This window comes from Bifidobacterium [indicum] DSM 20214 = LMG 11587, from assembly GCF_000706765.1.
In the GTDB taxonomy this organism is placed as follows: Bacteria; Actinomycetota; Actinomycetes; order Actinomycetales; family Bifidobacteriaceae; genus Bombiscardovia; species Bombiscardovia coryneformis.
Map to the genome: position 1 here is coordinate 691,891 of NZ_CP006018.1, position 12,890 is coordinate 704,780.

Sequence of the window (12,890 nt, forward strand, 5' to 3'; positions counted from 1 at the left end):
CGTGAAGGGTCTTTGACATCAACGCCGGTACAGACGTTCGTCGTCATCGAAGAGACCACTTGAGGACTGACGGAAGTTCTTCCTGTCGATGATGAGTCCAGAGATTCCGATCAACAGAAGTAGGCCAGCCAGGATGCCTGTCAGTCGGGACCATCCGGGAATGAGTAAGGTCAGGAAAAAGCAGACCAGGCCCAAAACGGTCATGATGATGTAAACGATTCTGCTTCTGCCGAGGTCGCTCAGATCGGGATCGGGCGGGGTGAAGGTCGACGACCCGTCCATGACCTCATCGGTGTCGAGCCAGCTCCTACCTTGGAAATCGCGTGGACCGGCGCCGCCGACAAAAGAGCCCTGCCTGAGATCCTCTGCCTTCAGAGCCGCCTTCTTCTCGGACTTCCGAGCCTTTTTCTCGAACTTCCTTGCCGTCCTGGATGACTCCAGTGAATTCAACTCGTCTGCATGCGAGTTCAGGAAGTGCTCCCACTCCCCGTTCTCCTGTGCGGACCCGGTTCCCTCATCGCTGTTATACTGTTCCCCGGCGTTGTTATTCTTGTGCTCGGTCATGTAACCATCGTAACCTCGGCGGAACGCATCCGCTACCAAGGAGGCCTTGTGCTGTATTGGTTCTTCGTCAAACTGCTTGGTCCGTTGGCCCGTACCTGGTTCGGACCGACCGTCGAAGGTGCGGGGAACATTCCCAAGGATGGGGCCGTGATCATCGCCTCCAACCACCTGGCCGTAATCGACGATGCCCTCCTGCCCATCACCTGCCCGAGGATGATTCACTTCATGGGCAAGGCCGAGTATTTCAACGGCAAAGGATTCAAGGGCAGATTCAAGAAGTGGTGGTTCAGCTCGGTCGGGGTGTTCCCCGTTGACAGGTCGGGTGGTTCCAAATCGCTGGGAGCCATGGAAACCGCGCGTTCCATCCTTGAGCACGGGCATATCTTTGGTATTCACCCGGAGGGTACGCGCAGCCCTGACGGTCGGCTGTACAGGGGTCACACCGGGGTGGCGCGTCTCGCTTTCGAGACCGGGACGACCGTGGTTCCCGCAGCCATCATAGGTACCAGGGAACTTCAGGAGCCTGGTCGTGTGCTTCCTCACCGGGGCAGGACAAAGGTCATCTTCGGCAAGCCCATTCCCGTGCCCTACACTCCCGTCAACAGTCTCACCCATGAAGAGGTCCGTAACCTGACCGATCGGATCATGCAGGAGATTCAGGAGATGAGCGGGCAGCGGTATGTGGATGTATATGCCCAGGTCATCAAGGCGCATCAGGCGAAGAAGGAGCTCGACTGACGTTCCGGTCTGCCGAAGGATGCCTGCGGGCAGGTCATCAGACCACGGTCAGGGTCACCACTGCCGGTGAGCCATCATCATTGACCACCTTGACCTGACTGCCTGGTTCGGGGTCCTGGATTCGCACGGTATGGGTCAGGTTGCCCAAGGGTGCGGAGATGTTGACCTTGAGCCCGTAGCCTTCCAGGATCCTGGTGGCCTCGTCCTGGCTTTTTCCTTTGACATCAGGCATGGAGATGGCCTGCGGTCCCTTGGATACCACCACGTCGACCGTGTCCCCCCAGTGGAGTTGTTCCTGGGCCTGATGGGAGGCGGATACCACCCGGTTGCGGGGCACCTTGTCCGACCAGTCCTCACGGTAGTTGACGGTGAGTCGAAGGGCCTCCAGGGCAGCCTTGGCTTCTTCTCTTGACTTGCCGACGACGTCGGGCATGGCCACCGGCATCTTCCCCTTGGACAGAACCAGGGTGACCTGGGTGTCGTGGCGGGTCCTGGTTCCCGGGGCGGGGTCCACTGAAATCGCCGCTCCCTCGGGTATGTCCATCGAGTACTGATCCTTGGACTGGTCATGGTCTATCCGACTGAACCCAGCTGTTTTCAGGGCCTGCAATGGGTCCTTGCCTTCGGCGGTGTCTGCTGTGAGGAGGTTTTCCGGCACCGTGGCCTCACGGACGCCCTTGGAGACGGTCAGTTTGACTCGACCCATCCTCTTGCTGATGCGGGATCCCACCGTGTCAGGATCCGCTGCCATGATGGCGCCTTTGGCCACAGAATCGCTGAAGTCATAAGCAGATTCCATCTCAATGCCGGCGACCTTGAGAGTGCGGGAGTACTTGGCGAAATCTGCACCAATGACCTTGCAGGCCTGGTTTTCAGCGCAGGAAATATCATCAGGCTTGGGGAGGGTGTGATAGCTGCCGGGCCCCATGAAGTACCACCAGGAACCGCCTCCGCCCCCTGCCAGGGCAAGGACGAGGATGACGATGAGTGCGATGATCAGTGCCCGCTTCCCCTTTTTCCTGCTGCCCGACCCTGAGGGGAGCTGCTCCTCGCCTTGGGCCTCTGCCGGCAGTTCTGCATCGCTCTGGAGGCCTGGTGCCAGGGGATCAGAGCCGATTCGGGTGGTCTCCGACGGGTTCGTGGCTGGGGACGACATGACCTGGGTCTGTTCGGGGTTGACATCGTTCAGGATGTACCTGCGGGTCTCCGCTGAAGTCGCCCTGTCGGTTCCATCCCGTCCGGGCGTTTGCGGGGGCGCCGGCACTGGCGGGGCGGGGGAGTCCGGCTGGTCCATATCGGTGGTGGCGTCATGTTTATCGGACTGAGGTAGGGAAGACCCGTCGGCAGTCGCGTCCGATGTCTGCTGGACCCCGTTGGTGCTGTTTGTCGCCTCTGGAGCATGGGGGGCGGGCATGATGAACTGAAGCGCCTGCATGCTCAGCCCATGTTGGACCAGATTCAATTCCTGCAGGGCCTGGGTGGCATCCTTGGGCCTTCCCGCGATGGAGCGACTTGTCAGACGGGTGACCATGTCGGAAACGTCCGGGTCAATGCCTGGGCAGACCTTTGACAAGGCGGGGACATCCTCGTGGACGTGCTTGAAGACGATGGTGACGGGGTTCTGGCTGGCGAATGGGACCGTGCCGGTCAGCATCTCATAGGCCATGATTCCGACTGCATAGAGATCGCCCTGGGGGGTGGCCTGGTTGTTCTCGATGGTTTCGGGGGCCAGATATGCGGCTGTTCCCAGGAGCATGCCGGTTGAGGAAAGGGTGGCCTGTGAGGCGGCCCGTGCCAGGCCGAAGTCCGTGATTTCCACGTGGCCCCGGTCGTTGAGGAGGATGTTCTCCGGCTTTATGTCGCGATGGACCACTCCGGCCTGATGCGCCGAGGAGAGGCCATCGAGGATCTCACCCAGGATACGCATGGTCTCCCGCAGGTTGAAGGTCACCTGACGGCCCATCTCCTGGCGCAGGCTGATGCCGTGCACATACTCCATGACCAGGTAGTCCAGTCCCTCGAAAAGCCCGGTGTCGTAGACCTGGACGATATGGGGGTTGGCGATTGCCGCGGCCGACTGGGCCTCGCGGCGGAACCGTTCCTCGAACTGGGCGCGGTGTGGGCCCTGGGCCAACTGCGTATGCATGACCTTGACGGCCACATGGCGGTTCAGCCGTTCATCCAGGGCCTCGTAGACCGTGGCCATTCCACCCTCCGCCACCTTGCGCAGGATGCGGTAGCGGCCGTCGATGATTCGGTCCCTGGTCGTATCTTCCGCTTCGCTCATGCTGGTATCGTATGGCCTTCTGGTCGCTGGGGAGGCTGGTTCGGCCTCCTTATCCGTCAATTCCATGCCTATGATACCCGGGAGTCGCGGCATCGGGCATGAAACGGCGGCAGGCCCGCTCGATGATGGAGCCCTGCCTGTCATCCAGTGACAACTCTTGGCACAGGTTGGCTATTTCCTCATAGACCGAACTGGTCAGACGATCCATACGGTTCCGGCTTTTCTCCACAGCCCCGCTGGTCTCCATCAGGCGTCGGACCCATGCCACCTGATCCGGTGTGCGTTGGGGTGCCCTGTAGGCCGCCCTGAGCCTTTCGGCCTCATCCTGAGAGGCCATTGAGAGGGTATCGGCAAGGAGCACGGTCCGCTTCCCCTCCAGAATGTCCCCTCCCTGGGGTTTGCCGGTTTGACCGCTGCGGCCCTCCACATCGAGGAGGTCGTCTCGCAACTGGAAGAGGAGGCCGAGATGGAGGCCGAGATCATAGGCCAGGGCACGGGTGCGGTCCGGGTCGATGCCGCCTGCCATCAGTCCCAGGGCAAGGGGTGTCATGGTCGTATAGGAGGCTGTTTTCCATCCCATGGTCCTGAATGCCTCACGACGCAGCTGTTCGGGATCATCCAAGGGCATGATTTCCATGCCCATATCGAGGACCTGCCCGGTTTCCACAGCGGTCTGCATGCCGAGGAAGGTCCGGAGGATGCTCTCGCCCGATGGGAGGGAGGCGGACGCCCTGGAGACCAGATCGGAGCTGGAGGTGGACAGCAGGTCTCCCAGAAGGATGCCCAGCCCACGCCCCCTGGCTGCTGTCGCTTCTGAACTTCGACCGGCACCGAGGTGGTCCTGACGCATGGGATTTCCGAGGTCTGTTCGTTCAGGGTTCTCCTCGGGGCCTGTCAGGTTCGACAGGACCATATGGGAGGACGGTTTGCCGCGGCGAAGGGGGGAGTTGTCGATGATGTCGTCATGGACCAGGGCACTGGTCTGGTAGACCTCCAGCGCGCAGGCCAGATCGATGACTGCCTGGTCGGTGTTCTCTTCGCCTGCTCCGATCGCCCGATAGGTGTCCCAGAGCAGGAGTGCCCTCAGTCGTTTGCCGCCCCGGCCCGCCCGGCCGGCCTCGTCCCACACGGCATTCAAGGCCTGTATCGGGGTCGGGATGCCGTCTGCGCCCGTTTCCGGCTCGCCGAGGTGGTCCTGCCGACAGGCCTCGACCAGTTCGCTCATCCGCTGTTCGATGGTCTCAGGTGTGAGGGTTTCCATGGATATGAGCCTATCCGCAGACGTCCCCATGGGTCAGGCTCTTCTCAGGGCAGATGGGGTGTGCCCACATTCGACCACACCGTCTGTGAGGCATGTGCCTCATGGGACATCGATGACAGGCTTGTGTCACGAAGCCAAGTGGTTCGGGTGGTTCCGGTCGTTCTCCCGTGTGCCACCAGCAGATCAACAGGTCGGGAGGTACCGGGAATGACAGGGTTCAATCAAGACGGGGCGCGGTTCGAGGTCATGGGGGCTGATGGGACTCTGACGGCCTCCCAGGAGAAGTCGATCCTGGAGAAGTACCGGGCGGACAGGCGGGAGTCGGGGGTTGCGGAAGCCGATAAGGCATGGTTGCAGTCCCCGCTCAGTGCCTGGTCTCAGGCCTTGGAACAAGCCGGAGAGTCAGAATGTGGCGGCCCGGGGAAACAGGCGGAAGCCCCGACTTCGGATCGGTGCATGTCCCTGGCTCAGATGGCGGTCCTGGCGGTCCTGATTGGTGAAACCCTGCCCATCCGTGACGGGTTGATTGTTTCCTTGATATACGGAAAGGGCAATCTGGACTGTCCCAGACTCCTGGACTTGTGTGTACATCCCCACGAGGCCGACAACGTCACCCTGCTCTGCGATATCCTCGACTCGGCATTCAAGGATGGCGATTCACATCCGGACCTTCCCCGGTGCAGGGCGGGACTGGCCCTGCTGGACCGCATGGCGGGGATCATGCGCCGGGGGCATAAGGCCCAATCCCATGCGGTGGCCGCCTATACCCTCTGGTGGATGGGTGGTGATGGGGCTGCTGCCAAGGCGGAGGAGGCCCTTGCCGATGATGCCCAGTGCAGTCTGGCGGCCATCGTGCTCAACCTGACGGTTCACTCGATTCTGCCGGCTTGGAAGGAATTCGGCTGAATCGGGAATAATCGTCCCCCTGAGATGGTTCACTTAATGAGTAAAGATTTGACCTTGCCATAACTGTGCCCAAAGGGCGGTTCGCAAGGTGGGTATACCGCAGGAGGATAATTTGGCCACTAAGGACACCAAGTCAGTCAAGACAGCCGAGGTGGACGCCGAGGAGGCCAAGACCCCCTCGACTTCCGGTAAGGACCGGAGCCAAAAGGGTGACAAGGCCAAGACTGGTACCCGGGCCAAGGGCAAGACGGCAACGCCGACCAAGAAGTCCGCCGCGAAGAAGACCGCCGCCGCCAAGGCCTCTTCCAACAAGAGCGGAGCCACTGCTGAGAAGGAGTCGGTAGAGGGTTCCTCAACGGGGAAGTCCAAGTCGACCGGAGCCAGGAAGTCCTCTGCCAAAAAATCAGCAGCCAAGACCGGGACCACCAAGAAAACAAGCGGTAAGAGTACCTCGACCAAGGCCGGTAAGACGACGGATAAGCCCGTTGACGACGCAATCCTGGAGGACCAGACCGGCGAGGACGAATTCGATGTCACGGACATCGATGAGAACGGCACCCCCGAATCCGACGAACTGGATAAGGACCAGGACCAGTTGGAAGACGAGCCCGGCAGTGACGACGAGGAAGAGCACGAGGCCCGCGAAGTAAGCGAGGAGGCCGAGGAGGACCGAAAGGCCGCCCACGAGTTGGCCGCCAAGGTCAAAGGAGCCTTCGTTGTAGACGATTCCGAGGATGACGAGAGCGTCACCCCCTCCGGCAATCCCAAACGTCGCGTGGTCACTGCAGGTGCCACTGCGGATCCGGTGAAGGACTACCTGAAGCAGATTGGCCGGGTCAGCCTGCTGAACGCTGAGCAGGAGGTGGACCTCTCCGAACGCATCGAGGCCGGTCTCTATGCCCAGCACCTGCTGGATACCGATGATGAGGGAATGGACTTCAAGCGTCGGCGTGAGCTCAAGTGGGCCGCCAACGACGGGAAGAAGGCCAAGGATCACCTCCTGGAGGCCAACCTCCGTCTGGTTGTCTCCCTGGCCAAGCGCTACACCGGCCGTGGCATGCTCTTCCTGGACCTGATTCAGGAAGGCAACCTGGGTCTGATTCGAGCCGTGGAGAAGTTCGATTACACCAAGGGCTACAAGTTCTCGACCTACGCCACCTGGTGGATTCGTCAGGCCATCACCAGGGCCATGGCTGACCAGGCCCGCACCATTCGTGTGCCTGTTCACATGGTCGAGGTCATCAACAAGCTCTCCCGCGTTCAGCGTCAGATGCTCCAGGACCTGGGACGCGAACCCACCCCTGACGAGCTGGCCAGGGAACTGGACATGCCTGTCGAGAAGGTACAGGAGGTCCAGAAGTATGGTCGCGAACCCATCTCCCTCCACACCCCGCTGGGCGAAGATGGTGATTCCGAGTTCGGGGACCTGATTGAGGATACGGACGCCATCGCTCCCTCGGATGCCGTGGCCTTCTCCCTTCTCCAGGAGCAGTTCAAGCAGGTTCTGGAGACCCTGAGCCCCAGAGAGGCCGGCGTCATAAAGATGCGGTACGGCCTGGAGGACGGGCAGCCCAAGACCCTGGACGACATCGGCAGGGTTTACGGGGTTACACGTGAGCGCATCCGTCAGATCGAGTCCAAGACCATGTCCAAACTGCGTCACCCCTCACGGTCGCAGACCCTGCGCGACTTCCTGGACCAGTGAGTCCAAGCGGGGGAGCCCGGCACTGTCGGGGGTCCCTTGCTAGAAAAGGTTGACGGTAGGTGAGGGCAGTCTACTCGGGTCGGCTCGGAGGAATCCGGTCCGGTCTGCGGGAGCCGCCCACGGTTTCGAAGGTGGACAGCGAGGAAAATGGCTGGCAGCAAGGCTGAGACGGGCAGTGGATACGGTGCCAATAGTCTGACGGTTCTGGAAGGTCTGGACGCGGTGCGCAAGCGTCCAGGTATGTATATCGGAACCACCGACAGCCAGGGGCTCATGCATTGCCTCTGGGAGATCATCGACAACTCCGTCGATGAGGCTCTGGCCGGGGCCTGCACAGAGATCACGGTCACTCTCCATCAGGATGGCTCCATCGAGGTGGCGGACAACGGCCGAGGCATTCCTGTCGACATTGAGCCCAAGACGGGCCTGAGCGGTGTCGAGGTGGTCCTTACCAAGCTCCATGCGGGTGCCAAGTTCGGCAACGCCTCATACAATGCTGCAGGTGGTCTGCACGGTGTCGGTTCGTCCGTGGTCAACGCGCTGAGTTCCCGCCTGGATGTTGAGGTCGACAGGGACGGCAAGACCCATCGGATGCAGTTCCACCAGGGTCATCCCGGTGTCTACCAGGATGCCGACCCTGAGCATCCCTCACCGGATTCCCCCTTCAAGCGGACCAGAAAGAACAAGCCCACCCCCCTGGAGGTTGTGGGAAGCGTTTCCAAGCGCAAGACCGGTACCAGGGTCAGGTACTGGGCCGATCCCGAGATTTTCAATACCACGGCCCGCTTCTCTTATGAGCAGTTGATAGACAGGGCCAGACAGACCAGCTTCCTGGTTCCCGGTCTGAAGATAACCGTCATAGATGAGCAGGTGCCGGAAACAGGCGATCCGGACCGGGACCTCATGCAGGAGGTTGACAAGGGTTCCTCCGAGTTCGTGTCCTCCGAGTCGGGTCCATCCGCTGACGAGACCACGGATTCGACAGCTGGGTTCCTATCCGATTCGGCGGCTTCGCTGAATCTGGAATCAGAACTCTCAGATGCCGCTCTACCTGGTGATGACGAAGAGGATGAGGCCGCTGTAGAGGTTTCCAAGACTGCCGAGGCAGGGGAGACCGAGCAGGCCGGGGCGGAGATTGGCCCCACCGAGCAGGCTGACCAGGCCATGCTGGAGCCGGTGGAATCGGCCGGTCACCGGCGCGTGGAGGAGTTCCTCCATACGGGCGGGGTCAAGGACTTCGTTGACTTCCTTTCCAAGGGGGAGCCCGTCAGTGATGTCTGGCACATCTCCGGCGAGTCCACCTACCAGGAAGAGACCCAGAAGGTAGGTCCTGACGGGGAGCTCCATGCCGAGCAGGTGGAACGAACCTGCGGGGTGGATATAGCCCTGCGCTGGGTCAATGACTACGACTCGGTCATTCGCAGTTTCGTCAATGTGGTGGCCACGCCCGGCGGCGGCATGCACGTGGATGGGTTTCTGAACGCCATGACCCGCCAGGTTCGCAAGGCCGTAGAGGCCAACGCCCGTAAGCTCAAGGTGAACCTGAAGGACTCCCACAGCAAGATCGAACGTGACGATGTCCTGGCCGGGTTGGTGGCCGTGGTCACGGTTCGCATCGCCGAACCCCAGTTCCAGGGTCAGACCAAGGACGTCCTGGGAACGGCGCAGGTCAAGCCACTGGTGACCCGAATGACGGATGATCAGTTCGGTGAGATGATTACCGGCTCAAGGCGGGGATTCAAGGAGCAGTCGGGCCGGGTCCTCGAAAAGATCGTGGGCGAGATGCATGCCCGCATTCAGGCAAGAAAGACCAAGGAGGTCACCCGGCGCAAGAACGCCTTGGAGTCCGCCTCGATGCCATCGAAGCTCTCGGATTCCATGCCGGGCAATGACGATATCGCCGAGCTCTTCATCGTGGAGGGCGATTCCGCCCTGGGTACGGCCAAGGCGGCCAGGAACTCCATGTTCCAGGCCCTTCTGCCCATCAGGGGGAAGATTCTCAACGTCCAGAAGGCTTCGCTCTCCCAGATGCTGACCAACAAGGAGTGTGCCTCCATCATCCAGGTAGTCGGGGCCGGTTCCGGAGCCAGTTTCGATATCAACCAGTCCAGGTACAACAAGGTCATCATGATGACTGATGCGGATGTTGACGGTGCCCATATCCGCATCCTCCTGCTGACCCTTTTCTACCGGTACATGAGGCCGCTGATCGAGTACGGTCATGTATACGCCGCCGTGCCGCCCCTTCACAGAATCGCCCTGGCGGGCAAGCGCAAGGGTGAGTTCATCTACACTTATTCGGACGATGAACTGGAGGGGAAGCTGGCCGATCTGCGTAGGCAGCATATCGATTACAACCCCGATGTGCAGCGCTACAAGGGTCTGGGTGAGATGGATGCCGACCAGCTGGCCGACACCACCATGGACCCCAGGACCAGGATGCTTCGCCGAATCCGTATGGAGGACGCCGAGAGGGCTTCCGGCATATTCCCACTGCTCATGGGTGATGACGTGCCGCCACGCAAGCAGTTCATCGTGGACAATGCCGATGACTTTGATCGGAGCAAGATCGATACCTGATCGGTCCTGATTCCGGCTGTTCGGTTCGGGGGTAAACGTCTATGGGGGCGTTTACCCCCGATTCATCTCAGGTGCTCCTGTTCACAGGCGTCGGGATGCCTCCTGCACCAAGACGGCCGATATGCGCTCGTGCCTTAGGGGACTCGCCCGTTCAGGTCCGGGCGGGAGAGTCGGTGTTACCGGAACAGGACCTTCCCACCCGGAGCCTCACACAATCGGATCTGCTTTCAGGCCACGTAGGCAATGGGTGCGGCCAGTTCCTGACCGGAGGCATCCCTGCGCATATCCACTTCGGGGAGTTCTACGGGGGTGCCAGCGGCCGTGGAGGCTCGAAGCGGCCAGGAACCCACAAATGCCGTCAGGAGGGTGTCCTGCCCCTTCAGGAAGCGTTGGGAACGCACTCCGCCAGTGCCTCGTCCCTTGATGGGGTACATCTCCAGGGGTGTCACTTTGGCGGCACCGTTCTCGGTCCCCGGCAGGGCCTCGGAATCACCGGCCACGGTCAGGACCACGGCACCGGACTGGGAGGTCAGGCCGGTATCCGTCTCCTCGTAGGTCCAGGCCAGTCCACCGACCGGTACCACGGCGAATGTGGTGACCCGGCATCCCTCGTTCAGCCTGATTCCCGCCATGCCTCCGGCGTTCCGTCCCTGTGGGCGGACCTTCTCGGCCGGGAAGGTGAGGAGGCTGGCATCGGAAGCGATGAAGACCAGTCGGTCCTTGTCTGCGCAAGGAGAGGCGAAGACCACCTCGTCGCCATCCTTCAGATCAATGATGGGCCAGGAGTCCATGGTTGTTGGCGCCTCACGGTTCCACCGCTTCACGATGCCGTTCCTGGTTCCGATGGCCAGGGGAGTGGTGTCCTTGAGGTCGACGACCGTTATGGCCTCCTCCCCGGGCGTGGGGTCGGTACTCTGGGTCCCGTTCAGGAGCTCGCTCCCGTGGACACCCCCTGTCAGGCTGAGACTGGCTGTGGCCGGTATCAGGGGGAGGTCTGCCACCTGGGCCGTGACCAGACGGCCGGCGGAGGTGATCAGTCCGTAGGAGGAAAGAGTCGTGGTGGGGAAGATGGAGAGTATCTGATCATCGGCCGCCCGCCCGTCCGCGTTGCTCCTGCCCTTCCAGACATCCAGGGCACCAGCCGTGCTCCGGGCCAGAAGACCGGTCGCGCTCATCATGACGGTACAGGGCTGGTCCTCAAGCTGGAGGTCGGCACCTGCTCCGGCACCACTCTTGCCGGGTTCTCCTGCCGCAGCAAGGGCCCTGGTGGCCTTGGCCAGTCTCTGGGCGCTCTCCTCATCCTCTTGGGCGGTGACCGGGGCCAACTCGCCCGAAGGCTCCTGGTCCAGGATCACGGTCCGCCGGGGGCTGCCCCACTCCTCAACGGCCTTGTCCATCTCATCAATCACCACCCTGTCCAGGGCGGCGCTTGAGGACAGGATGCCTTCCAGTTCATCCAGCTGGCGGCGCAGGTCGTCCCTTTCGCTTTCCAGCTCAATCCGGCTCATCCTGGTCAGGCGGCGCAGACGAAGGTCGAGGATGTACTGGGCCTGGATCTGATCCAGGTCGAATACCGCCATGAGCCGGTTTTTGGCTTCATCGGCGTTTTCTGAGGTGCGGATGACCTGGATGACCTCGTCGATGTCGACCAGAGCCAGGAGCATGCCCTCGACCAGGTGGAGGCGTTCCTTGGCCTTGGTTTTGCGGAATTCGCTGCGCCGTCTGATTACCGTACGTCGATGTTCGATCCAGACCTCAAGAAGCTCCTTGAGTCCCATGGTGTGGGGCCGCCCGCTCACCAGGGCCACGTTGTTGATGGTGAACGAATCCTCAAGCGGTGTGTATTTGAAGAGCTTGCCCAGGACCTTGCCCGGGTCGAACCCTGTCTTGATCTCGATGACGATACGGGTGCCGTTGTGGCGGTCTGTCAGATCGATGGCGCTGGAAATCCCCTCCAGCTTGTGGTTCTTGACCCCCTCGCCGATCCGTTCCAGGACACGTTCAGGGCCGACCATGAAGGGGAGTTCCGTGACGACGATGGCCTTCTTCCGGGCGGTGACGTTTTCAACATGGGTCACCGATCGGGTCACGAAGGCGCCGCGGCCCTTGGCATAGGCCTGGCGAATCCCGTCACGTCCTACTATGACACCCCCGCCGGGAAGGTCGGGACCGGGGACATAACGCATCAGATCATCAAGGCCGGCGTCTGGGTGACCCATCAGGTACTTGGCGGCCGCCACGACCTCGCCCAGGTTGTGGGTGACCATATTGGTGGCCATGCCCACGGCGATGCCGGAGGCCCCGTTGACCAGGAGGTTGGGTATGGCCGAGGGGAGGACAACCGGTTCCTTCAGCTTGTTGTCGTAGTTGGGGCTGAAGTCGACGGTGTCCTGGTCAATGTCGGCGTTCATGCCCAGCGCGGCCGGGGCCAGGCGTGCTTCGGTGTATCGGGAGGCTGCCGGACCATCATCCAGCGATCCGAAGTTGCCATGGCCATCAACCAGGGGCAGACGCATGGCGAAGGGCTGGGCCAGACGGACCATGGCCTCGTAGATGGAGGAGTCGCCATGGGGGTGGAGCTTGCCCATGACCTCGCCCACGGCACGGGCGGACTTCATGTAGGGCCGGTCAGGGGTCAGGTTCATCTGCCCCATTTGATAGATGATCCTGCGCTGCACCGGCTTGAGGCCGTCGCGGGCGTCGGGGAGGGCCCTGGCGTAGATGACGGAGTAGGCATACTCCAGGAAGGACTTGCTCATCTCCTCGTTCAGAGGGGTCTCGACGATGTTTTCCTTGACCTCCCGGGGGTCGTACCCGGCAGCCTTGCTCCTGCGTTGCCTTGCCATGCT

8 protein-coding genes are annotated in these 12,890 nt (G+C 61.5%); 4 read left to right on the top strand and 4 right to left on the bottom strand.

Going from position 1 to position 12,890, the window contains the following annotated elements:
• Nucleotides 1-18: 18 nt before the first annotated feature.
• The gene (locus tag BINDI_RS02560; RefSeq protein ID WP_052108685.1) at nt 19-564 is read right to left on the bottom strand and encodes a hypothetical protein; all 546 of its coding nucleotides are present in this window, start codon (nt 562-564) and stop codon (nt 19-21) included.
• Between the two features lie 48 nt (nt 565-612).
• Between BINDI_RS02560 and BINDI_RS02565 the strand changes: the two genes are divergently transcribed.
• Nucleotides 613-1,302, top strand: coding sequence for a lysophospholipid acyltransferase family protein (locus BINDI_RS02565; protein ID WP_033489917.1), 690 nt, complete (start codon nt 613-615; stop codon nt 1,300-1,302).
• A gap of 37 nt (nt 1,303-1,339) precedes the next feature.
• Here BINDI_RS02565 and BINDI_RS02570 read toward each other — a convergent pair whose 3' ends face one another.
• Both BINDI_RS02570 and BINDI_RS02575 read right to left on the bottom strand, forming a co-directional pair.
• The gene (locus BINDI_RS02570) at nt 1,340-3,589 is read right to left on the bottom strand and encodes a Stk1 family PASTA domain-containing Ser/Thr kinase (protein ID WP_033490813.1); all 2,250 of its coding nucleotides are present in this window, start codon (nt 3,587-3,589) and stop codon (nt 1,340-1,342) included.
• A gap of 49 nt (nt 3,590-3,638) precedes the next feature.
• Nucleotides 3,639-4,850, bottom strand: a complete 1,212-nt coding sequence (locus tag BINDI_RS02575) for a polyprenyl synthetase family protein (protein ID WP_158332586.1) — start codon at nt 4,848-4,850, stop codon at nt 3,639-3,641.
• A gap of 207 nt (nt 4,851-5,057) precedes the next feature.
• Between BINDI_RS02575 and BINDI_RS07115 the strand changes: the two genes are divergently transcribed.
• From BINDI_RS07115 to BINDI_RS02590, 3 genes are all read left to right on the top strand, one after another.
• Nucleotides 5,058-5,756, top strand: a complete 699-nt coding sequence (locus tag BINDI_RS07115) for a hypothetical protein (RefSeq protein WP_052108687.1) — start codon at nt 5,058-5,060, stop codon at nt 5,754-5,756.
• Nucleotides 5,757-5,868: 112 nt separating this feature from the next.
• On the top strand, nt 5,869-7,461 hold the full coding sequence (locus BINDI_RS02585) for an RNA polymerase sigma factor (protein WP_033489919.1): 1,593 nt from the start codon (nt 5,869-5,871) through the stop codon (nt 7,459-7,461).
• A 147-nt stretch (nt 7,462-7,608) separates the two neighbouring features.
• Nucleotides 7,609-10,041: a DNA gyrase/topoisomerase IV subunit B gene (locus BINDI_RS02590; protein ID WP_033489921.1), complete on the top strand. Its 2,433-nt coding sequence runs from the start codon at nt 7,609-7,611 to the stop codon at nt 10,039-10,041.
• A gap of 227 nt (nt 10,042-10,268) precedes the next feature.
• Here the strand turns inward: BINDI_RS02590 and BINDI_RS02595 are convergent, their stop codons facing one another.
• On the bottom strand, nt 10,269-12,887 hold the full coding sequence (locus BINDI_RS02595) for a DNA gyrase/topoisomerase IV subunit A (RefSeq protein ID WP_033489923.1): 2,619 nt from the start codon (nt 12,885-12,887) through the stop codon (nt 10,269-10,271).
• Nucleotides 12,888-12,890 lie beyond the last annotated feature (3 nt).

Bases quoted from the DNA above. Each gene is read 5' to 3' on its own strand.
- BINDI_RS02590 (WP_033489921.1), top strand. From the start codon at position 7,609: ATGGCTGGCAGCAAGGCTGAGACGGGCAGTGGATACGGTGCCAATAGT.
- BINDI_RS02595 (WP_033489923.1), bottom strand. From the start codon at position 12,887: ATGGCAAGGCAACGCAGGAGCAAGGCTGCCGGGTACGACCCCCGGGAG.
- BINDI_RS02575 (WP_158332586.1), bottom strand. From the start codon at position 4,850: ATGGAAACCCTCACACCTGAGACCATCGAACAGCGGATGAGCGAACTG.
- BINDI_RS07115 (WP_052108687.1), top strand. From the start codon at position 5,058: ATGACAGGGTTCAATCAAGACGGGGCGCGGTTCGAGGTCATGGGGGCT.
- BINDI_RS02570 (WP_033490813.1), bottom strand. From the start codon at position 3,589: ATGAGCGAAGCGGAAGATACGACCAGGGACCGAATCATCGACGGCCGC.
- BINDI_RS02560 (WP_052108685.1), bottom strand. From the start codon at position 564: ATGACCGAGCACAAGAATAACAACGCCGGGGAACAGTATAACAGCGAT.